Source organism: Thiorhodovibrio litoralis, assembly GCF_033954455.1.
GTDB lineage: Bacteria > Pseudomonadota > Gammaproteobacteria > Chromatiales > Chromatiaceae > Thiorhodovibrio > Thiorhodovibrio litoralis.
This window is the reverse complement of record NZ_CP121473.1, coordinates 396,732-417,192: the sequence shown is the minus strand read 5'-3', so window position 1 is coordinate 417,192 and position 20,461 is coordinate 396,732. Positions and strand designations below refer to the sequence as shown.

Annotated in this window: 20 protein-coding genes and 1 pseudogene; 6 read left to right on the top strand and 15 right to left on the bottom strand. The window is 59.6% G+C overall.

Annotated features, from left to right (window positions below; genetic code table 11):
• Positions 1-26 precede the first annotated feature (26 nt).
• From Thiosp_RS01930 to Thiosp_RS01915, 4 genes are all read left to right on the top strand, one after another.
• On the top strand, positions 27-1,424 hold the full coding sequence (locus tag Thiosp_RS01930; protein WP_201068986.1) for a metallophosphoesterase family protein: 1,398 nt from the start codon (positions 27-29) through the stop codon (positions 1,422-1,424).
• Positions 1,425-1,520: 96 nt separating this feature from the next.
• A complete protein-coding gene (locus tag Thiosp_RS01925) occupies positions 1,521-5,195 on the top strand; it encodes a YhaN family protein (protein ID WP_201068987.1) in 3,675 nt (1,224 codons plus the stop codon).
• Between the two features lie 265 nt (positions 5,196-5,460).
• Positions 5,461-7,215, top strand: coding sequence for a methyl-accepting chemotaxis protein (locus Thiosp_RS01920; protein WP_201068988.1), 1,755 nt, complete (start codon positions 5,461-5,463; stop codon positions 7,213-7,215).
• Positions 7,216-7,278: 63 nt separating this feature from the next.
• Complete coding sequence (locus Thiosp_RS01915; protein ID WP_201068989.1) at positions 7,279-7,701, top strand: cysteine rich repeat-containing protein; 423 nt, start codon at positions 7,279-7,281, stop codon at positions 7,699-7,701.
• Positions 7,702-7,834: 133 nt separating this feature from the next.
• Here the strand turns inward: Thiosp_RS01915 and Thiosp_RS01910 are convergent, their stop codons facing one another.
• The 5 genes from Thiosp_RS01910 to Thiosp_RS01890 all read right to left on the bottom strand — a co-directional run bounded on the left by Thiosp_RS01910 (position 7,835) and on the right by Thiosp_RS01890 (position 12,362).
• Positions 7,835-8,614, bottom strand: a complete 780-nt coding sequence (locus Thiosp_RS01910; RefSeq protein ID WP_430738961.1) for an amino acid ABC transporter ATP-binding protein — start codon at positions 8,612-8,614, stop codon at positions 7,835-7,837.
• Positions 8,611-9,660: an amino acid ABC transporter permease gene (locus Thiosp_RS01905; RefSeq protein WP_201068990.1), complete on the bottom strand. Its 1,050-nt coding sequence runs from the start codon at positions 9,658-9,660 to the stop codon at positions 8,611-8,613. The genes Thiosp_RS01910 and Thiosp_RS01905 overlap by 4 nt, the downstream gene beginning before the upstream one ends.
• A gap of 85 nt (positions 9,661-9,745) precedes the next feature.
• A complete protein-coding gene (locus Thiosp_RS01900; protein WP_242518987.1) occupies positions 9,746-10,990 on the bottom strand; it encodes an amino acid ABC transporter permease in 1,245 nt (414 codons plus the stop codon).
• A 15-nt stretch (positions 10,991-11,005) separates the two neighbouring features.
• The gene (locus tag Thiosp_RS01895; RefSeq protein ID WP_201068991.1) at positions 11,006-12,043 is read right to left on the bottom strand and encodes an amino acid ABC transporter substrate-binding protein; all 1,038 of its coding nucleotides are present in this window, start codon (positions 12,041-12,043) and stop codon (positions 11,006-11,008) included.
• 73 nt (positions 12,044-12,116) lie between these two features.
• The gene (locus tag Thiosp_RS01890) at positions 12,117-12,362 is read right to left on the bottom strand and encodes a hypothetical protein (RefSeq protein ID WP_201068992.1); all 246 of its coding nucleotides are present in this window, start codon (positions 12,360-12,362) and stop codon (positions 12,117-12,119) included.
• 288 nt (positions 12,363-12,650) lie between these two features.
• Here Thiosp_RS01890 and Thiosp_RS01885 point away from each other — a divergent pair, with 288 nt between their 5' ends.
• Together Thiosp_RS01885 and Thiosp_RS01880 are read left to right on the top strand one after the other, a co-directional pair.
• Positions 12,651-12,890 carry a type II toxin-antitoxin system Phd/YefM family antitoxin gene (locus Thiosp_RS01885; protein WP_201068993.1) on the top strand — a complete coding sequence of 80 codons (240 nt, stop codon included), beginning with the start codon at positions 12,651-12,653 and terminating at the stop codon, positions 12,888-12,890.
• A complete protein-coding gene (locus tag Thiosp_RS01880; protein ID WP_201068994.1) occupies positions 12,887-13,273 on the top strand; it encodes a type II toxin-antitoxin system VapC family toxin in 387 nt (128 codons plus the stop codon). Before Thiosp_RS01885 ends, Thiosp_RS01880 begins: the two co-directional genes overlap by 4 nt.
• Before the next feature lie 104 nt (positions 13,274-13,377).
• Here the strand turns inward: Thiosp_RS01880 and Thiosp_RS01875 are convergent, their stop codons facing one another.
• The 10 genes and pseudogenes from Thiosp_RS01875 to Thiosp_RS01835 form a co-directional block, all read right to left on the bottom strand.
• Complete coding sequence (locus tag Thiosp_RS01875) at positions 13,378-13,848, bottom strand: ASCH domain-containing protein (protein WP_201068995.1); 471 nt, start codon at positions 13,846-13,848, stop codon at positions 13,378-13,380.
• Between the two features lie 37 nt (positions 13,849-13,885).
• Positions 13,886-13,999: pseudogene (locus tag Thiosp_RS24630) on the bottom strand (type I restriction enzyme endonuclease domain-containing protein); the annotation flags it as partial.
• Positions 14,000-14,126: 127 nt separating this feature from the next.
• The gene (locus tag Thiosp_RS01870; protein WP_323696802.1) at positions 14,127-15,674 is read right to left on the bottom strand and encodes a serine hydrolase; all 1,548 of its coding nucleotides are present in this window, start codon (positions 15,672-15,674) and stop codon (positions 14,127-14,129) included.
• Positions 15,675-15,927: 253 nt separating this feature from the next.
• On the bottom strand, positions 15,928-16,140 hold the full coding sequence (locus Thiosp_RS01865; RefSeq protein ID WP_201068996.1) for a type II toxin-antitoxin system HicB family antitoxin: 213 nt from the start codon (positions 16,138-16,140) through the stop codon (positions 15,928-15,930).
• Between the two features lie 4 nt (positions 16,141-16,144).
• The gene (locus Thiosp_RS01860) at positions 16,145-16,282 is read right to left on the bottom strand and encodes a type II toxin-antitoxin system HicA family toxin (protein ID WP_323697143.1); all 138 of its coding nucleotides are present in this window, start codon (positions 16,280-16,282) and stop codon (positions 16,145-16,147) included.
• Positions 16,283-16,491: 209 nt separating this feature from the next.
• Positions 16,492-16,782: a helix-hairpin-helix domain-containing protein gene (locus Thiosp_RS01855; protein ID WP_201068998.1), complete on the bottom strand. Its 291-nt coding sequence runs from the start codon at positions 16,780-16,782 to the stop codon at positions 16,492-16,494.
• A gap of 146 nt (positions 16,783-16,928) precedes the next feature.
• On the bottom strand, positions 16,929-17,225 hold the full coding sequence (locus Thiosp_RS01850) for a hypothetical protein (RefSeq protein WP_201068999.1): 297 nt from the start codon (positions 17,223-17,225) through the stop codon (positions 16,929-16,931).
• A gap of 71 nt (positions 17,226-17,296) precedes the next feature.
• A complete protein-coding gene (locus tag Thiosp_RS01845) occupies positions 17,297-17,731 on the bottom strand; it encodes a GNAT family N-acetyltransferase (protein WP_201069000.1) in 435 nt (144 codons plus the stop codon).
• A 128-nt stretch (positions 17,732-17,859) separates the two neighbouring features.
• A complete protein-coding gene (locus Thiosp_RS01840; protein WP_201069001.1) occupies positions 17,860-18,393 on the bottom strand; it encodes a hypothetical protein in 534 nt (177 codons plus the stop codon).
• Positions 18,394-18,912: 519 nt separating this feature from the next.
• Positions 18,913-20,460: an N-6 DNA methylase gene (locus tag Thiosp_RS01835; protein ID WP_201069002.1), complete on the bottom strand. Its 1,548-nt coding sequence runs from the start codon at positions 20,458-20,460 to the stop codon at positions 18,913-18,915.
• Between the last annotated feature and the right edge of the window lies 1 nt (position 20,461).

Below are 20,461 nucleotides of genomic sequence, written 5' to 3'. Positions count from 1 at the left end.
ATCCACCATCCATCCCCCACTTTTCCATGCCCGCCTTCCTGCACGCCGCCGATCTCCACCTCGACAGTCCACTGACCGGGCTCGAAGCCTATGAAGGCGCGCCAGTCGAGGAGATTCGCACAGCCACCCGCCGCGCGTTGGAAAATCTGGTCGCGCTGGCGATCGCCGAATCCGTCGATGCCCTGCTGCTTGCGGGCGACATCTACGACGGCGACTGGCGCGACTACAACACCGGGCTATTCTTCGCCGCGCAGATGGCAAGGCTCAAAGAAGCCGGCATTCCAGTCATGATGGTGCGCGGCAACCATGACGCCGCCAGCCAGATCAGCCGGCATCTGCGCCTGCCGGACAATGTCCATGAGTTCCCGAGCGCCGCGCCCGAAACCATCCGTCTCGAGCAGGCCGGCCTGGCGATTCACGGCCACAGCTATGGGACGCGTCAGGTCGAGCAGAACCTCGCTCGCGCCTATCCGCCAGCCGATCCACACGGCTTTAATATCGGCCTGCTGCACACCGCACTCGACGGCCGCGAAGGCCACGCCAGCTACGCGCCCTGTCATCTCGATGACCTGGTTCGCCTCGGCTACGACTACTGGGCGCTCGGCCATGTGCATCGGCGCGAAGTCGTCACCGAGCAGCCCTGGATCATCTTTCCTGGCAACCTGCAGGGACGCCACGCGCGCGAGACCGGTGCCAAAGGCGCGACCCTGGTGCGCATTCAGGACGGTCGCATCGAATCTGCCGAGCACCACGCACTCGATGTGGTGCGCTGGCAGCAGCTTGAGCTTGTGGTGGCAGAAAACCCGTCGCGAAATCAGATTGATGAGCGCATCGCACGCGCATTGCAGAACGCCTTCGATGCCGCCGATGGCCGTCTGCTGGCCCTGCGTCTGAGGCTCTGCGGTCAAACCGAGCAGGATGCGCAACTGCGAGCCGGCGCTGAACAACTCTTGAACCAATGCCGGGTGCTGGGCTTTGAGATCGCGGGTCGTGGAATCTGGATTGAGAAGCTCGTTCTCGACACCAAGCGCCCCGAGCGGCGCAAGGGTGCCGATCAGCCTTCAGCCGACGCACCCAGCCTCGGCCCCCTGCTTGAAACCCTGGCTGATCCCGCGTCTTTTGTTCTCTCGCCTGACATATCAGATCCCAAGTTACCAGACCCCAGCCTGCCAGACACCGAATTAGCAGCCCCAGACTTGCCAGACCCGGAACACCCGCCGCTCGCCGAGGAACTGCTGCAGGATGTCGAGGAGCTTGCGCGCAAGCTGCCGGCCAGCCTGCGCCATGGCGAGGATGCACTGGACTTGAGCGCCGCCAGCCTGAACCGCGCCGACGGCGACCTGCAACAGTGCCTGCGCGATGCCCATGCCCTGCTGCTCGCGCATCTACGTGGCGACTTGACTCAGGGTCATCAGACGCAATGACCACGCCTGCAACAACAAAGCACAGTCGCCAAGCTCCGAGCCAGCAAAAGGCCCACCAGCAGCGCGAGATGAACGAGCTGCACCAGCGGTACCCGCATGCACCTGCTTGAGCTCCACCTGCAGGCCTTCGGCCCCTTCACTGACTGCCGGCTCGACCTGAGCAGCGGCGGCAGCGCACAGGGGCTGCACATCCTCCATGGCCCCAACGAGGCCGGCAAGAGCTCGGCCCTGCGTGCCTTGCATGGGCTGCTATTCGGCATCCCGGCGCGCACTCGGGATGACTTTATTCATGGTCCGCGCGATCTGCGCATTGGCGCGCGTCTGCAGGCACGCGATGGCCGTGAGCTTTCCTGCTCCCGGCGCAAGGGCAACAAGAACACCCTGCTCGACCCGGACCAGAGCCCCATTCCTGAGCAGGAACTCAGCGCCCTGCTCGGCGGCGTGGATGCCGCGACCTTTGAACGCCTGTTCGGCATCGACCATCAAACCCTGGTCAGCGGTGGCGAGGAACTGCTGGCTGAGCACGGCGCCGCCGCTGATGCGCTCTTCGGCGCCGTCATCGGTCAGCTCAATCTGCGCGGCATCGCCGCGTCCCTGACCAGCAGTGCCGACGAGCTCTATCGCCCCCAAGCCAGCAAGCCGCTGCTGAACCAGGAGCTGGCCCGCTACCGCGATCTCGAGCGTGAATTGAAAACCGCCGGTCTCAGCGCCCGCGACTGGGAGGATGCAGACCGTGAGCTGACCGCGGCCGCACAGGCCCTGGCCGCGATCGCACAAGACATTCTTGCAGCCGAAACCCGCCGCAGCCTGCTCGAGCGCGTGCGCCGCACCCAGCCCAGTCTCAGCCGGCTCGATGAGCTCAACGCCGAGCTCGAGACCATCGGCGACGTTCCCGCACTGCCCGAGGATTTCACCCCCCGCCGCCAAGAGGCCGAGCGCCAGCTGCAGCAGTCAACCGCCCAGCGCGCCAGTGCCGACATCCGCCTGGCGCATCTGCGCCAGCAGGCCGACGGCCTGGTCGTCGCCGGTGCCTTGCTCGCTGAAGCCGACACCATTGAGGCCCTGAGCGAAGAGCTCGGCAGCTATCGCAAGGCTGCAAACGACCGCCCCGGCCTGCTCGCCCGGCGCGACGCACTGCGCAAGCAAGCCACCCAAGCACTCGCCGTCACCCGCCCCGAGCTACCCCTCGAACAGGCCGAAACCCTGCGCCCGCTGCTCGCGCTACGCCGCGGCGCCGCGCAGCTGGCCGCCGAGGGCACCAAAGTGCGCGCCGCCGTCACCCATGCGCACAAAGCGCAGCGCGAGTTGCAGCACCAGCTGGAACAGCGCGAAGCCACGCTGGCCGCCTGCCCGGTCCCACCACCGAGCGAAGCGTTGGAAGACGCCGTAAAGGCCGCGCGCCGGGCTGGCGATCTCGACCAGAGTATCGCCGAACTGAGCGACGAGCTCGCGCATCACACCAACGAGGCCAAGCGGGTTCTGGCCAGCGCCGGACTCTGGCCCGGCGACCTGGACAGTCTATGTCGCGCCGCCCTGCCGAACGCGACGCGCATTGCTGAATTTGTCGAGCGCGAGTCCAGCCTGCACCAAACCGCCGAGCGCCTTGCCGCCGATCTGACCGCGATTCGCGCCGAGCGCACGCGCCTGAATGAGCGGCTGCGGACCCTGCAACTGGCTGGTCAGATCCCGACCGAAGACCAGCTAAACGCGGCCCGCGCCCAGCGCGAGCGGCTGTGGCAGGGAATCAAGGCGCAATGCTTTGGCAGCGCGAGCGACATCGCGCCCATTTCCGCGTCCATTCCCGAGCCCGCTCCTGCACCCGCGCCGCAGGCAACCGAGACGCCCGCCGCCCCACTACCCGAGCGCTTCGAAGCCAGCCAGAGCGAGTCAGACAGCATCGCCGATCGCCTGCGGCGCGAGGCCGCCAGCGTGCACGAGCAGGCAGCCATGCAGGCAAAGCTCGAGCAGACACAGACGCAAAGCACGGAGCTCGAGCGCAAGATCGGCGAAAACGCATCCCAAAGCAGCGCCCTGGCGCAGGAATGGCATGCTCTCTGGGCCGCGCTCGGCATTCACCCACACCAGCCTACCGCGATGCGCGACTGGCACGCTCAGGTGCGCCCGCTGATCGAGCAAGCCGGTCAGCGCGCCCATCTTGCGCAACGCCTGCAGCGGCTTGAGCAGGATCGCGCCCGCTTGTCGCTGGGATTGACCCGGGCGATGGACCAGCCACTGGCGCCGACTCAGGCCGTCGAGCCTCTCACTAACCAGTCCGCAAGCCAATCATCTGACCAGTCGATCAACCCAAACCAAGCTGCGGCAGCACCCGCCACCCAGCAACGTCTCGCCCCGCTGTTGCGCAGCGCCGAGCGTGAGCTCGAGCGGATGCAGGAGCAGACGCAAGAGCACGCGAGTTTGCAAGCATCCTTCCAGGATCTGCGTGCGCGGCGTCAGGGCGCGGACACCGAGGCAGCGACCGCCGAGCGGGACCTGGCCGACTGGCAGACAGGCTGGCAAGCACTGCTCGCGCAGCTCGGCCTGCCGGCGCAGCGGGATGGCGAGGCGGTGACCGAGGAATTCGAGCGCTTGGATCAACTCTTTGCGCTGCTCGACCGTGAGGCGGAATTGGACACCCGTATCGAATCGATTGATGCCGATGCCCGCGCCTTCGAGCAGCATGCCCGCGACCTGCTCGCCCGTCTGGCCCCCGATCTCCAGAACAGCGGGCTTGAGCCGGCGCTCGGCGAGCTGCGCCAGCGCCTCGGGCGGGAGCGCGAAACCCGCACCCGCCGCGATGAGATCAATTCCCAACTCCGTCAGGCCGAAGAGGAGCTTGCGCGCATCGACGCCACTCAGGCTGGCGCCCGCGCCATGCTCTCGGAGCTCTGTCGCATCGCCGGCTGCCCAGCGCCCGAAGCACTTGCCGGCGTCGAGGCCCGCGTAGCGCGCCAGCGTGACCTGCACAGCGAGCGCGACGCCCTCCAGGAGACACTGCGCCAGTCCGGCGACGGCCGAGCGCTCCCCGAACTGCGCGCCGAAGCCGCGTCGCTCGAGCGCGATGCACTCAGTGCCGAGCTCGACGCTCTCGAGCAACAGCTCACCATGGAGCTGCGCCCGCGCGAGCGCGCAGCCATCGAGCGCAAGCTCCACGCCCGCCAAGCCCTGGCGGCGATGGATGGCAGCGCCCATGCCGCCGAGCTCGCCGCTCAACTCGCCCAGACACGCGCGCGCATCCGACGTCTGTCCGAGCAATGGCTGCAGCGGCGCTTCGCCACGCGCCTGCTGCAGGACGCCCGCGATCGCTTCGCGGAGCGCCATCGCGATCCACTGCTGCCATTGATCGCCGGGTATTTCTCCCAGCTGACCGAAGGCGCCTTCAGCGCGGTCGAAATCGATTTCGACCAGGGGGAGCAGCCGGTCCTGGTCGCCAGGCGCCGCAGCGGCGAGCGTCTGGGGGTCGAGGCGCTGAGCACCGGCACCCGCGACCAACTCTACCTGGCCTTGCGCCTGGCAACGCTCGAGCAGCGCGCCGCGCATGCCGAACCACTGCCGCTGATCGTCGACGACATTCTGGTGCAATTCGACGATCAGCGCTCGCGCGCCACCCTGGCGGCGCTGGCGAGTTTCTCCGCCCAAACCCAGGTTATTCTGTTTACCCACCACCGTTATGTGGTTGAGCAGGCGCTGGCGCTGCAAGCCGCTAGCGACTCCCAACCGCATCCGCATGCTTCACAGCGGCGGATGCCAATCTTTGTTCACGACCTTTGCTGAGGGCTATCCGCTCACCGCAGCCGCTGCGATCCGCCCTGACGGCAGCGACATCGGCAAGCCGGACGCCTTGATGCGGCAACCGCGATCTGTTCCGCTTGCTTGACGGCACCCATTGTTGCGCATAGCCTTGTAAAATCCGGCGGAGTCGTTAGTGGCTATCATTAGTCTGCCGAGACTCGCGCACATGATCGAACGCCCCCACCGGCCTAGGCGCCATGCGGTCGGCTCGCTTTTTATTTAACCCATCGTGCAGGTACCGTTCGCCGTGAAAGCAATCAACAGCGTCGGCTTTCGAATTGTGGCAGCGACCGCCGCCATCTTGATCATCGTGGTCTGCGTAGCACTCGTCTTCTACGCTAGGGATGAGTTTAAACAGACGGTCGCAAGCGAGGTCCATGCCGCGCGCAACCTGCTGCTACTGACGGAGTCCATGCGCGAGAACATGGACGAAAAATGGCGCCTGGGGTTGTTCTCGGCTGAAATGCTGCGCGAGATCAACGAGTCCACAGACCTCTCCAAGGATGAGCGCTGGGACAAGATGGCAGCCACGGTCCCCGTCATCACCGCCTGGGAAGCCGCGAAGGCTAAGGCCGAAGCGGGCGGTTTTGAGTTCCGCACACCACGCCGCGGCGCCCGCAACGAACAAAACGAGCCCGATCCAGTCGAGGCGGAAGTGCTCACCTATTTCAAAGACAACCCGGATGTGGAAGAGCATTTCGTCATCGACGAGGAACTGGACGCCGTGCGCTACTTCCGCCCGGTCTATCTCAGCCACATGTGTCTCGACTGCCACGGTAACCCGGATCGCAGCGAGGAGCTCTGGGGCCGGACTGACGGAACCGACATCACCGGATTTCGCATGGACGGCAAGCGCCTTGGCGACATGCACGGCTCCTTTGAGATTATCCGCCCGCTGACCGAGTCTCGCACAGAGACGCGCAATAAGGTCATCATGCTCGTGCTACTGGTCATCCTTGCCGGCGGCGGCATGATTGGCCTGATTGGCTGGCTGAGCTACCGCATGGTTTCCCAACCGATCGACTCTGCCGTTGACGCCATGCTCGCAGCCCAGCAGAACGGCGACCTGAGCTTCCGTCTGCCACCGCAGAACAACCGCGAAATGCAGCGCCTGGCCGAGGGCTTCAATGAGTTCATCGCTCGCATCCAGGGGCTGGTCAGAGAAGTCTCTCAGTCGGCCGAGCAACTCGACAGCGCCAGCCGCGAGGTCAGCCAGGTCACCAACGAGACCCACGCCGGCGTCAGCCAGCAGCAGGCGGAGACCGACCAGGTCGCCACCGCGATGAACCAGATGACGGCCACCGTCGAGGAGGTCGCACGCAACGCCGCGGCCGCCGCCGATGCCGCGCGCAACGCCAACCAGCAATCCAGCAACGGTAAGGCCATTGTCCAGCAGACCATGACATCGATCGAGCAGCTGGCCAACGATATCGAAAAGGCCTCTCAGGTCATCTCGCGGCTCGAAAACGATGCCGAGCAGATCGGCGCCGTGGTCGATGTGATCAACGGCGTGGCGGAGCAGACCAACCTGCTCGCGCTCAACGCCGCCATCGAGGCCGCCCGCGCTGGCGAGCAGGGTCGCGGCTTCGCGGTCGTGGCCGACGAGGTGCGCAGCCTCGCCAGTCGCACCCAGAGCTCGACCGACGAAATCCAGCAGATGATCCAGCGCTTGCAGTCGGCTGCCACAGAGGCTGTCGCCGCGATGGAGCACGGCCAGGCCCAGGCCAAGGAATCGGTCAACAAAGCCGTCGAGGCTGGCGCCGGGCTCGACTCCATCACCGACGCGGTCGGCACCATCACCGACATGAACCAGCAGATCGCCAGCGCCTCAGAGGAGCAATCCGCCGTGGCCGAGGAGATCAACCGCAACATCGTCAACATCAGCCAGGTCGCCGATCAGACCTCACGTGGCGCCGAGCGCATGTCCGAGGCGACAGAGAACCTCAAGCAGCTTGCGCAAATGCTACGCGATCAGCTGCACCAGTTCAGGCTAGATGGCTAATCGTAATCCCAACACAAAGGCAAAACGCCAACAAAGTCAATCATCAAACGAAGGCAAATTAACATGAAACAATCCATATTCGGCGCGACCATCCTGATTCTCCTCAATGTCTTGTCTTTCGGCGCTTTGGCACAGGAGAATCCTCTCGCCAAAGCGATATCGCAAGGCTGTGAGAAGGAGCTTGAAACGCATTGCACTGGAGTCACACCTGGAGCCGGCCGGGTGCTGGCCTGTCTATACGCATACGGAGACAAGCTCTCTGGGCAGTGCGAGCTGGCCCTCTATGATGCCTCCGTGCAACTTGAACAAGCCGTAGGCCTCCTGAGTGATGTGGCCGACGAATGCGACGATGATCTCGATGAATACTGTGACTCGGTGTCCAAAGGCGAGGGGCGGCTGATTATCTGCCTACAAGAGCACGAGAAGCAGATCAGTGGCCGTTGCAAGAAAGCTCTGGCTAATGCCGGCTTAAGCGAAAAGGACTGAGCTGTTTTCGGTAGATTAAGGTCCCGGTCCATATCGGCCTTTGGCCCGGGCCATATAAACCTCTAGTCAGTTGGTCGGCAGTGTCTGGTAGAGATTCTCGAATCCATGGCTGAGGGTGCTAGCCCTCAGCTGGTTACAAGATCTGACCGAGAAACAATTGCGTGCGCTCGTGCTGGGGATTGCTGAAGAAAGCCTCGGGCGGAGCCGCCTCGAGGATTTCGCCACCGTCCATGAAGAGCACGCGGTCGGCGACGGTGCGGGCAAAGGCCATCTCGTGGGTGACGCAGAGCATGGTCATGCCTTCGCTAGCGAGCTCGGTCATGACATCGAGCACTTCCTTGATCATCTCCGGGTCGAGCGCCGAGGTAGGCTCGTCGAATAGCATCACCCGCGGGTTCATGCACAGGCTGCGGGCGATAGCGACCCGTTGCTGCTGACCACCGGAGAGTTGCGCGGGGTATTTGTCGGCCTGCTCGGGGATACGCACCCGTTCGAGATATTCCATGGCACTGCGCTCGGCCTCCCGGCGCGGGATGTGGCGCACCCAGATGGGGGCCAGGCAGCAGTTCTCCAGCACCGTCAGGTGCGGGAAGAGATTGAACTGCTGAAACACCATGCCGACCTCGCTGCGCACTTGCTCGATGTTGCGCAAGTCCTCACGGAGCTCAATGCCGTCGACGACGATGCGCCCGCGCTGGTGGGTTTCGAGATGATTGATGCAGCGGATCAGAGTGGATTTGCCGGAGCCAGAAGGCCCGCAGATGACGATGCGCTCGCCCCGTGCGACATTGAGATCGATGCCTTTGAGGACATGGAACTCCTCGAACCATTTATGCAGATCCTGGATCTGGATCATCGGGTTAGCAGCGGCGGTTTGCGTCCCGGTTGAATCGATGCTTTCGCTCTCGGTCATCTTGAGGTCCCGCGGTTGAGCTCCTGCTCCAGCGTCTGGCTGTAGCGTGACATGCCGAAGCAGAAAATCCAATACACCAGTGCGGCAAACACATAGCCCTCCACTGCATAGCCAAGCCAGTTAGGATCGGTAAACGCCTGCTGGATGATGCCGAGCAGGTCGAACAGGCCGATGATCAGCACCAGGGTGGTGTCCTTGAACAAGGCGATAAAGGTGTTGACGATGCCGGGAATGACCAGCCGCAGCGCCTGCGGCAGAATCACCAGCCGCATGCTCCGCCAGTAGCCGAGCCCGAGCGCCTCGGCGGCCTCGTATTGCCCTTTAGGAATGGCCTGCAGGCCACCGCGCACCACCTCCGCCATGTAGGCGGACTGGAACAGCACGATGCCGATCATGGCGCGCAGCAGCTTATCGACCGTGACCTCGCCCGGAAAGAACAGCGGCAGCATGACCGAGGCCATGAAGAGCACCGTAATCAGCGGCACGCCGCGCCAGATCTCGATATAGGTGATGCAGCCCGCGCGAATGATCGGCATTTTCGAGCGCCGCCCCAACGCCAACAGCACGCCGAAGGGCAGCGCCAAGACGATGCCGACCACTGCCAGCACCAGGGTGAGCATCAGCCCGCCCCACTGGTGGGTCTGTACCAACGGCAGACCGGGCACGCCGCCATGAAACAGCAGATAGGCGATGGCGGGATAGCCAAGCACCAGCGCCAAGGCAAGCGGGCGCTTGTGGCGAAAGCCCTTGATGGTCAGCGGCACCAGCAACAGAGCGAGCAGCGAAAAGCCGAGATTGACCCGCCACTGTTCCTCCGCCGGGTAAAAGCCGTACAGAAACTGATTGAGCCGCATACCGATGAAGACCCAACAGGCGCCGCCGCTGGTGCAATCCTCTCGGCTGGCGCCGATCCAGTCCGCATTGATAATGGCCCAATTGATCAGCGGCGGCAGGGCCAGGTAGAGCCCGTAGAGGATCAGCAGGGTCAGGGCGCTGTTAAACGGCGTGGAAAAGAGATTTCGCCGCACCCAATGCCCGGCGCGCATCGTGGGGCTGCCAGCGGTTTTCGGCGGACCTGCACCGGGGCTGGGTCTTTTCGATTCGCTGCCCGAGCTCATCATGGTATCCGTCTCAACGCGCATTCAACGCCGAGCGGGCGTTGTACCAGTTCATGAACAGCGAGATCAGCAGGCTGATAGTCAGATAGACCGCCATGGTCATGGCGATCACCTCCACTGCCTGACCGGTCTGGTTCAGGGTGGTGCCGGCAAAGACATTGACCAGGTCCGGGTAACCGATGGCGGTCGCGAGCGAGGAGTTCTTGAGCAGATTCAGATACTGACTGGTCAGCGGCGGGATGATGACCCGCAGGGCTTGGGGAATGACGATCAGCCGCAGGATCTGCCCGTGCCTTAATCCAAGCGCCTCCGCCGCCTCCGTTTGTCCACCGTCAACCGACTGAATGCCCGCGCGCACGATCTCGGCGATAAAGGCGGCGGTGTAAATCGACAGCGCCAGCAGCAGCGCCGCCAGCTCTGGGATCATGGTAATGCCGCCACGAAAGTTAAAGCCGCGCAGTACCGGCAACTCCCAGCCAAGCGGAGCACCGGCGAGCACGAACACCAGCGTCGGCAGTCCGACGATCAGCCCCAGTGCAGCCGGCAGCAGCGGGAACAGCTGTCCGGTGCGTGCCTGCCGCCGGCGTGACCAGACCCGCAGCGCAATGCTCGCCAGGATGCCGAGCGCCAGAGCCGCCATCACCCAGTCGAAGCCGGCTTCTGGCAGCGGACGGGGAAGATAGAGCCCACGCAGGTTAAGAAACACCGCCTCGCCCAGCGACAGGCTGTCGCGCGGGCTCGGCAGCGCTTGCAGGACGGCGAAATACCAAAAGAAAATCTGCAGCAGCAAAGGGATATTGCGGAACACCTCGATATAGACCGAGGCGAGCCGCGCCAACAGCCAGTTGGTAGACAGCCGAGCGATGCCAATCACAAACCCGAGCAGGGTCGCCAGTGCGATGCCGAGCACCGACACGAGCAGGGTGTTCAGCAGCCCGACAACAAAGGTGCGTCCAAAGCTCGAAGTCTCTGAGTAAGGAATCAGCGTTTGCAGGATGCCAAAACCGGCCTCGGATGAGAGAAAGCCAAAACCGGTGCTGATCCCCCGGCTTTCCATATTCGCCAGGGTGTTGGCGACAATATCAGCCAGCAGCGCGCCAACGCCAACCACAAACAGGGCCTGGAACACCAGCGCCCGGACTTGGGGGTCGCGCCAGTTCAGCCAGTGGCTTGGCCGCTGACCTGACCGGCTCAGCCAGCCGAGCCAAGTCGGCAACTGGCGCGAGGAGGTTTTGTCAGCGGCGGGTTGTGGCTTCAAAACGTGCCGATTCGGTCAGCGGATCGGCGGGGCGTATTGCAGACCGCCATCGCGCCACAGAGCATTCAGCCCGCGCGGGATGCCAAGCGGCGAGCCGCTGCCGACGGTGCGCGCGAACACTTCGCCATAGTTACCGACTTGCTTGACGATTTGATACGCCCAGTCATCTTTGAGCCCCAGGCCCTTGCCTTTGATCCCCTCCAAGCCAAGCAGGCGGCGGACTTCCGGATTGGTTGTCGATTTCTTCATCTCATCGACATTGGCCGCGGTCACGCCAAACTCTTCCGCGTTCACCATCGCAAAAAGCGTCCAACGCACGATGTTGAACCAGTCATCGTCACCCTGACGCACCGCTGGCCCCAGGGGCTCCTTGGAAATCACCTCGGGCAGAATCTCCGCCTTGTCCGCTTCCTTCAGCTTAAGGCGCACCCCATAAAGCTGCGACTGATCGCTGGTCAGCACATCGCAACGCCCGGCCTCAAAACCGCGCGCGGTCTGGTCGGCGGTGTCGAATACCACCGGCTCGTACTCCATGCCGTTAGTGCGAAAATAGTCAGCCAGATTCAGCTCGGTGGTGGTTCCCGCCAGAATGCAGACCGCCGCGCCATCAAGCTCCTTGGCACTTTTGATACCCAGGGCTTTGGTCACCATGAACCCCTGCCCGTCGTAGTAGCTCACACCGGTGAAATTGATACCAAGCGAGGTATCGCGCGTCAAGGTCCAGGTGGTGTTGCGCGAGAGCACGTCGATCTCCCCGGACTGCAACGCAGTGAGTCGTTCCTTTGCCGTCAGCGGGGTGAACTGGACCTTCTGCGCATCGCCCAGCACGGCCGCAGCGACCGCCCGGCAGAAGTCCACATCCAGGCCGGTCCACTCGCCTTGGTCATCCGCATTCGAAAAACCGGGCAGACCGGTATTGACCCCGCACTGAACAAAGCCGCGCTTCTTAACCGCGTCGAGCGTGTCACCCGCAACGGCCGTCAAAGGGCCCAGACACAGACTCGCAAACGCCAGACAAGCCGCGCATCCTTGAGTGAATTTCCGTTGAAACATAATCAAATCTCCTCTCTATATCGGGGATGGCGGCTGCCGGGCACCGCGAGGCCCGGCAATCGATCAGGCCAGCTTATAGCTTGGCAAAGCTCTCATCAAAATCTCTCGCTGCGGCATCCGTGAATTCGAAGTTCTTGCGGATATAGGCCAGCGTGTCCTTTTCGGTATCGGTGACGCCTTGCCCATCGGATGCGGATTTGAACAGGTCCGCGACCTCATCTTTCGACAATTTGCCCTCGCCAGCCCCGGTTGTATGCTTTTTTGCCAGATCCAGCAGTTCTTTCTCATACTTTTGACCATCGATGGTGACATAAGCCATGGCTTCGCTCCTCTTTACTTGTTGTTGCTTGCGTGTCTGTTAGGCGCTTTGGTATGGAGAGATGTCGATCGGTGCCGCATTGGGCATCGCAAGCACATGGTAGAGTGGTGGCGCGACTCAGTCGAGGGAAAGACATGCTACCTGATCAACAGCCGCGCGGCATCCCGTCCGCTTAGCCAACTCGCCTGGAGAGAAGCCGAGGATAGCGCGGCAGAAGCAATTGTCTTGCTTTTCGCTTGGCGCCAGGCCAGACTTAGTTTTACGACTTAGTCCACCTGAGCGCAAACAATGTCAGTCTTAAGCGTCAATGTCCATGAGGCAAAAACCCATTTTTCTCGCCTGCTCGAACAGGCGCATGCGGGCCGCGAGATCGTCCTGGCTAAAGCGGGGAAGCCCTACGCGCGCCTGATGCCGCTCGATCAAGCAGCGTCGGGGCGTCGCCCCGGGCGCCTTTCTGGATGCGTGGATGATGCGTTTTTCGAGGAGCTGCCGGATGATGAGCTGCGCGCCTGGGAGCAAGCCGGGTGAGCGCGCTCCTGGATACGCACGCTTTCCTCTGGTGGGTGACGGACAGCCCGGACCTTTCTGGCCCTGCGCGCAAGATCATTGCGGATGAAGACAACGCGATCTTCGTGAGCGCGGCGAGCGCCTGGGAAATTGCGACCAAGGTCCGATTAGGTAAATTATCGGGCGTGCCTGGCGTGGTTGATCGCTTCGGGGAATTGGTGGCGGCCGATGGGTTTCGCCATTTGCCTGCGTCGTATTTGCATGCCTTGCGAAGCGGCGGCTATGGCGTGGCGCAAAAGGATCCCTTCGACCGCATGTTGGCGGCGCAAAGTGAGATCGAGCGTTTGCCGCTCATCACGCGAGATCCGGCCTTTTCGCTGTTTGGCATCGAAACGATTTGGTAGAAAATTCAGCGAACAGCCGCATCAGGCCCTTGGCTTGACCACGCTGCATGCCCAGCAATCTGGAAAACAATTTCATCCAGCTGCTTTTCTTCTTCTCAAGGGCCTTACTGTTCACGATAGACAACCTGGAAACGCTCCAGAACTACAGGCATTTCCTGGCTAGGTTCAATGCCTAATTCATGACACTCGGCGCTGAAAAATTTCCAGTGTTCTTTTCGCCAGGACTCAAGTGTCTTATCGCCCTCGCCTTCTTCGAACGCGAACGCTGAGTCGACATCCTTGAAAGGCCTGATCTCAACCGCTGTTGTTTCGATTATGCACCTTGGGGTCTTGCTCCAATCCGTGATGACAGTCAGTTTGCCGACCTCGGGAAGAGGTTCCGCTTCTGCCTCGTAACTCCATACGAGACCGGCTGTTGCCCGTTTATCGCCGTTCAGGACAAGCTCAGCGCAGGTATCTGCGTTTTTCTGGTCCGCGCAAAAATGGTAGGCATCGAATTGCCGCGATTGCCGGCGTCCCTCCTCCGGCAAGGTCACCAAAAATCGTTCGAGATAATCTGTTGCTTTTACATCCATAGGAAGTCATGTTTCCGCTCGTGCGAAACAACCGCCCCCAATCCGTTGACACCCCCCCGGCCTCCGTCAATACCGCCTGCACTGCTGCGGTCTGCAGGCCTGGTGGGTAGCCGTACTTGCGCAAGATGGGCTTAACCAGCACCCTGACCTTTTGACCGAGTGCTTTTGACTTCGCCGGTTCAGCCACCGAAACAGCTACCGTTGAGCAAAATAGACATTGCTCGACAGCCCGCGACTGTTGTCACTGACCCTGTGCACCACTGCGGCACCCGCCCCCTCTACTCGGCTGATTCGCGCCAGGATTGGCAGAGTTGCAGACCGGGACGCCGCCTAAAGGTGCCTAGTCCGGTCTGGTTGTAGCGCTCCAGGATGAGGCTTTCAGCGATGCCGCTCGGGCCGATCACGAACTCGGCGCCGCTGAGGCCGAGCGCATTTTCCCCAGTCGTCTCAAACACGAAGAGATTGCCATCCCAATGCTTCAAGGGGAAGGTCATAGAATCCGGTCCCAGGGTGATCGACATCCCAGTCGCCCCCGCGCTCACCCGCAACGGACCGTAATAGGGGTTGTAATAGCGGCCCAGATAGGCCGCTTGCGCCAGTGACGGCGCGGGACTCGCGGGCGGCACGCTGTAATCGCGCATGAAATCGCGCTCCTCGGCCCAGAGCACGGAGAAGCGGTCGAAGTAAAGGCTCAGCAAGTCGTCCTGCACGGCGCCTTCCAGCACCAAGTCGAAGAAGGTCTGAGACGTCGCCTCCGCAAGTCCATAGGGTGCACCATTGGTCAGGACCAGAATGCCGAGGTCGAGCTCCGGATAGAGGGTCACGCTCGTGGCGACCCCGAGAATGAAGGCCCCGGAGTGGCTGAGCTTGGTGCGGCCGGCGTTATCGTAGCTGACGTTCCAACCCAAGCCGTAGAACCCGGAGCGTCCGCCCGCCTTGTCTGCCGGAGCGCTGATCGATTGCGGCAACTGCGTCTGCAACAGTGCGGCGGACTGGATAACCTGCTCACCCTCATAGCGGCCCTCGTCGAGCGCGAGCTGCGCCCACTTCGCCAGATCGCTCACACTGGCGCTAGCCCCGCCCGCCGGCGACTGGGCATCGGGATCGCGCTCATAGAGCGGCTGGTAAACCCCGTCCACATAAGCGTGAGCGACGGCGCGGTTGGTCCGGCTCAGATAGTCGGCATAGCGGAAGCTGCTCTGGTACATGCCGAGTGGCGCGAACAGCCGCTGCTCGGCGACATCGGGCCAGTCCATTCCGGCGGCCGAGGCACCAGCCAGGGCACCGGCCGTGAAGCCGAAATTGGTGTAGGCATAGGTGATGCGAAAAGGCGAGAGTGGCTCGCACCGCAAACGTTTCAGGATCTCGTCACGATCGAAGCCTAGATCCTCCAGCAGATCCCCCGCGTGATCAGGCAATCCGCTGCGATGCGAGAGCAAATCGGCAATAGTCACGGCTTGCGTGACCGAGCGGTTGGACAAGACGAAGCCCGGCAGAAAACGATAGACAGGCGTCTCCCAGGCGACGAGACCATCCCCGACGAGTCCGGCAACGACGGTGGCCGCCAGCGGCTTCGAGACGGAAGCGAGTTGGAAAACCGTCTCCGTGTCGACCGGCTCGCCACTGCCAAGCGCACGGACACCGAAGCCGCGCTGGTAGCGAACCCGGTCCCTGGAGATCACGGCGATCGCCATACCTGGCACACCGGAGCGCTGCAACAACTCGGGCGCCATGCGATCGAGTTCTTGGATCGCACTGCTGATCCGATCCTCCGTGAGGTCCTCCGCGCCGGCCGGCGACACACCAAGGGTCGAGACCAAAAGCACCGCACAGGCGCGCCTCGCGGAATTCGCGACATCACTCCCCCATATTCCCATTACACCCCCTATCGTATCGTCAAGCCGTCGGCGTGAGTAAAGGAAGCAAAAACGACCTGCCCCCCAGGTCGTCCAAGTATCAATCGGTCGTTTGGCGGCTGTCAATGCTGCGCTTTCGAGGGAATATCGACCTGAGCCCCAGCCGCCCGAGCCGGGAAATTGTCCGTAAGCGGGGCGAGCGGTCGGACTCTGGAGGCAATCTTTAGGCGGCTATATCAACGTACTCTACCTGACTTTGTGGCATCGGAGGGGGCATGCCGTCTTCCCGCATACCTTCTAGGTGAAAGGTGATTGCTTCCCGGATTTCGGATTCTACTTCGGCAACTGTAGTGCCAGTTGCGATACATCCGGGCAAATCCGGCACATATGCTGAGAAGTTGCTGTCTGATTTCTCAATGACAATTGCATAGCGCATAGTTTCACTTCCAGCCGACTTCTTTAAAAATACTGTTCTTTGTGCCTGGAGCCACGTCATCATTTGGCTTGCCGGGCACCGTAACCCGACCGGGCTTATCGGGATGCTTAAACTGCCTGTGGCTTCCTCTTGTCGCCGCCACATACCAACCATCTTCTTTAACTCGTTCTAAAATCTCCGATATTTTCACGGTGCTTCGTGCAAATGAGTAAATGAATATTTCATGCCTAACGTCAGCATCAGCCGGCGCGCTATTCGCGCGCTCGGCTGAATGCCATCGTTAGGCGATTTGGTTAGGTTTGGTTCAATTCCTTGGAACCAAATCGAACCAGACCTGTCTAACTCTTTTTTTTATCCCTCACGCTGAATTAATCTATTTTTTCGTTCTTTAGTAAACGACCACCACGGAAGAGGCTCTCCACCCTCCATAAAATGAACAGCAGACATAAACACATCAATCACGCAAGGGTCATGCTTTTTACCTGTTGCTGCGCATAAATTTTCATACATTTTGAATGGCTCCATTCCAACAAGCTTTTTAGGATGGTCGATACCAATCAAATGAAGATCTGCAGATATCGCCTTTCCAATATTTGGTAGTGCATCCAAGCGTGATACTTTCTCTCTGTCTGGATTTTTCATGTTTTGATATTTCGGCTAACGCCATGCTCAGCCGAGCCGGTTGAGCGAGAGCGAAACCGGCTTCGGCTGGAGCAACTTGTTAGGGAATTTTTATTTTAGTCCAGCTAGCGTATTCACTCCGTCAATCACGCACCGCTCGTCTATAATCAGTGGCAACGAGCTACACAACGACCATGAGCCGATTGGCAGTTTGAAATGCATTGCCCCTTGCCTTGGCACTGTCCGATACATATTCCCTGCTCACTATCGCATCCTGCTACACACTGGCCAAAATCACCACTTGCAACGATTATATTGTCTTGGGCCAACTCATCATCGATTATCCTTGAAGTTGTTTGATGGCTTGTCATAGACATCATGCCGTCAATGTTATCGTTGGCGATGATCGGGAAGCTGATGGTGATGACTATAGAAGACACCAGTGCAATGATCGCATTTCTCACAGTTTTTTCTCCATTCGGTTGCGGTAAGGGTGGCCGGCGGTTGGCGCTCCGCTTGAGCGAGGGGTTTGGGCTCACAGGGCGACCGGTGCGAGTGACTTCTTCATGAAGTACCGCGAGAAGCCCGATGGATACTCTGGCAGTTGCGCAAAGCACTTGTAGCCGATCCGCTCGTAGAAACCTCTTGCTTGAAACTCGAACGTGTCGAGCCATGCGCCGTGGCAGCCCCTCGCCATGGCCTCAGCTTCAGCCATACGCATGAGTTGGCTTCCTACACCGCGGCCCCGAAGGCCCTCCGGGACAACCAGGAGTTGGGTGAAGAGCCACTGAAAACCGGTGCTGCCCCACAACCCTCCCATGATCGTGTTAGATGTGTCACGTAAAGCGATGACCAATGGTCGCCCATTGCTCGGGCCTGCCTTCGAGGCGTTGTACTCGACCAGTGAAGCAACGATTTCCTTGCGGATTTCTTCGTTAGCTTCGTCGGTGAGGTCAAGTTGGTATTCCATTCGGTGGCGACGCGATGAGGGTGTTGTGTGACGCCTAACGCCCTTCCTCAGCGGCAAAAGCATAGGGGCATAAATTTTGCCAAAGCAAGAGGCATGACGCTATGCTTTTGTCCGTCTGAAGGAGATTGTTAGGGCTGTGCTCGACCATATGTCCACAAGTGGACCCGCTTATCAGTCGGGTCTTCCATACGAACAAAGTAAAAGCTTTCATCATCAAGCAACTGAATCTTGTGATCTGCAAGCAGAGTCATGACTTTTGTAACCCATGTTGGTACTTCTTGCTCAAACTGACCGTAATTCGCCTTCTTGCCGTATGGATTAGCAGCATGAAGTACCGCACCGCATCGCCCGTGAACTTCAACCAGCTCATCCTTTGTCAGAAAACCATCAGCCCTTAAGATAAACTCCTGCTCCGCCGGTCCGCCTGGAGTTTCCAGCTGCAAAATTGGCATGGGATAAAAATTCTGATTCAGCGCCTCGACATCCTTGATAATTTTTGAGACTCGCCAGTGGTCTTCAAACTTTCTTCTGTTGGCCTCAAATATCTCTCGATTTGCAGCCAGTGAGGAGAGCGCAATTAGTTCGAGAATCATACGAAGCTGGAGAACCATAGTCTCCACATGAGTCGCATGGTATTTAACCGCAATCTCTTTTCGAATCAAGGAAGATATCACCTCGATTCGCCTCTTAATCTCTACCATCACAGAGATATATGCTTCGCGATCTGGAGCCATAGCTCTGGCGCCCTAACGTATGGCACGACGCGCACGGCGGATAAATGTTTGTTGGACTAAACCGCCTTATGCGCGGTGCCAGTTTCAGGAACGGCCTAACTGACGGGCGAGAGTGGATCTTGCAGGGATTATGCTCAAGAGGGTATTGTATCGGCTGACTGGTTCAGGCGGCGCGGTTCAATCTTGTTGTAAACAAGAATTTTCTTATCTCCTGAGGATGGCAGCCTTCATCATTTTGTAACAATCCTGCCGATCTGCATCGCACTATCGAATCAGACACGCCCTCTTCCTGTCTCAGTGATTTCCGAGTATCCATTTTTCCTCGTTATCAGCTTGGCGCCAAGCCCCGCCGAAGGCGGTTTAGTTCAACGTTTTGCATAGCCCGCGGCCAACTGCGGTCTGAGCGTTAGCGAAGGCCGCAGTTGGGCGTCGGCGCTTATCCGATTGTTAGCTGCCAGCGACTTCGATGTAGCGATTTTTCTTCTCTGCTATTCCAAGTTCGAGCTGACCAAGAGTTTGGCGCGGTGAATCAGCCCATTTAAGGTATTCTTCCAATGAACCGATTTCTCTCGCGACTTCTTTGATCGAAAGCCTTCGTAACAATTGCGTGGTTATAGGCCGTTTCTCGTCCCAGAACACCATCGATTCGAGAAACTCCATCGCGGGAGGCGAAGTGACCATTCGATAAACAAACGCCGCTTCGGCTTCGGTATCAAAGGCCAAAAAATTCACCGTGTCATCGAACGCTACAGGCTTCCCATCCATCGGTCCGACAAGGTTAAAGCGCAGTTTCTTATAAAGCCCGGATATAGCTACTTTCCAATCCTTAAATGAGTATTCACCAACTCCGAAGACAGAAAAAGTCGGTCGATTTCGGTATATTGAGCTTCTACGACCTTCAAGAAGGCTCTTGTGCTGAACAAGATATCCCCACGTCTTTGGCGCACGGTTCTTGATAACCGACGTATCATCTCCTACGCGCTTCTGGGTTACTAACACAACCTTTCTATAGGATTGTGTTCTGCCGTTGCCAATATCTGAACTCTTCAACAGAGGATATAGGTAGTCATCCTCGCAGCGGACGATCTCATTAAGCCCATTCTTGTAAGCTCCGTCCAGGGGTTCCATTTCCATCACTCTTGCACAATCATGTTTGATTCCTGAACGCCAAATATATTTCGGATCTTGGCCATTCAAATGCTTCCATTTTTCATAATTGAGCAGATCATTCACCATAAACCCGTCCCTTTCGCCGATAAGCCGGGAAGGCTTAGATGCGCCTAGTGACTCGTATAGTTCAAAATCAGCATCCCCAGCATCAGTGGTCAGTAGAAAAAGGCAAGCATCCACTGAGGCACCGAAGAAAACCTTTGCGTCGATTGGGTAAACATGCCCGAAAAACCGATGCTTCACGCTTTGCCTGACTTGCCGCATTACTTTGCGAGCAACTGAATACTTACACAAATAGGCAATCGCGCCTTCTCTCTTCGAGAGCCACTGGATATGCTGAAGAAGCATCCATTCAGATATGTCAAAATTCGCTGAACCTGTTATCGCTTCCATACCCTTTCGGTTCTGAAAGTTTGATTTTTCAGGGAGATTCTTGCTGTTAAGAAGTCCTAACTCGCTGCTAGTGACCCAGGGAGGATTCCCTATCACTAAAACGAACCCCACAAGTTTGGACAGCGTCTCGGTCCAATCTGTATTGAAAAAGTCGGCTTGCTTAATTAACGCCCGATCATTCGCGGAAGCTTCATTTAGCAAACGATTGGCTTCGTCGACATGCCGGGGATTAATTTCAAAACCAAGTATCCGTGAATGCTCGAATCCTTCGTAAGCAGCGCGAACGAATGAGCCCTTTCCGCAAGTTGGCTCAATGACAACGTCGGGGGCGATATGATGGACCTCCCTAAGGGTCTCGACGACCGTCCTTGCCAGTTCAATCGGTGTCTGAAAGTCGCCAAACTGCCATTTATCGGAAGGCTTTTTTGCCATT

What these genes read in the sequence shown, in the direction of transcription:
- Thiosp_RS01930 (WP_201068986.1), top strand. Translation starts at nt 27, where the DNA reads ATGCCCGCCTTCCTGCACGCCGCCGATCTCCACCTCGACAGTCCACTG.
- Thiosp_RS01855 (WP_201068998.1), bottom strand. Translation starts at nt 16,782, where the DNA reads ATGAAAAATCCAGACAGAGAGAAAGTATCACGCTTGGATGCACTACCA.
- Thiosp_RS01915 (WP_201068989.1), top strand. Translation starts at nt 7,279, where the DNA reads ATGAAACAATCCATATTCGGCGCGACCATCCTGATTCTCCTCAATGTC.
- Thiosp_RS01910 (WP_430738961.1), bottom strand. Translation starts at nt 8,614, where the DNA reads ATGACCGAGAGCGAAAGCATCGATTCAACCGGGACGCAAACCGCCGCT.
- Thiosp_RS01835 (WP_201069002.1), bottom strand. Translation starts at nt 20,460, where the DNA reads ATGGCAAAAAAGCCTTCCGATAAATGGCAGTTTGGCGACTTTCAGACA.
- Thiosp_RS01875 (WP_201068995.1), bottom strand. Translation starts at nt 13,848, where the DNA reads ATGGATGTAAAAGCAACAGATTATCTCGAACGATTTTTGGTGACCTTG.
- Thiosp_RS01925 (WP_201068987.1), top strand. Translation starts at nt 1,521, where the DNA reads ATGCACCTGCTTGAGCTCCACCTGCAGGCCTTCGGCCCCTTCACTGAC.
- Thiosp_RS01890 (WP_201068992.1), bottom strand. Translation starts at nt 12,362, where the DNA reads ATGGCTTATGTCACCATCGATGGTCAAAAGTATGAGAAAGAACTGCTG.
- Thiosp_RS01905 (WP_201068990.1), bottom strand. Translation starts at nt 9,660, where the DNA reads ATGCGCGCCGGGCATTGGGTGCGGCGAAATCTCTTTTCCACGCCGTTT.
- Thiosp_RS01845 (WP_201069000.1), bottom strand. Translation starts at nt 17,731, where the DNA reads ATGGAATACCAACTTGACCTCACCGACGAAGCTAACGAAGAAATCCGC.
- Thiosp_RS01885 (WP_201068993.1), top strand. Translation starts at nt 12,651, where the DNA reads ATGTCAGTCTTAAGCGTCAATGTCCATGAGGCAAAAACCCATTTTTCT.
- Thiosp_RS01895 (WP_201068991.1), bottom strand. Translation starts at nt 12,043, where the DNA reads ATGTTTCAACGGAAATTCACTCAAGGATGCGCGGCTTGTCTGGCGTTT.
- Thiosp_RS01865 (WP_201068996.1), bottom strand. Translation starts at nt 16,140, where the DNA reads ATGCGCTATGCAATTGTCATTGAGAAATCAGACAGCAACTTCTCAGCA.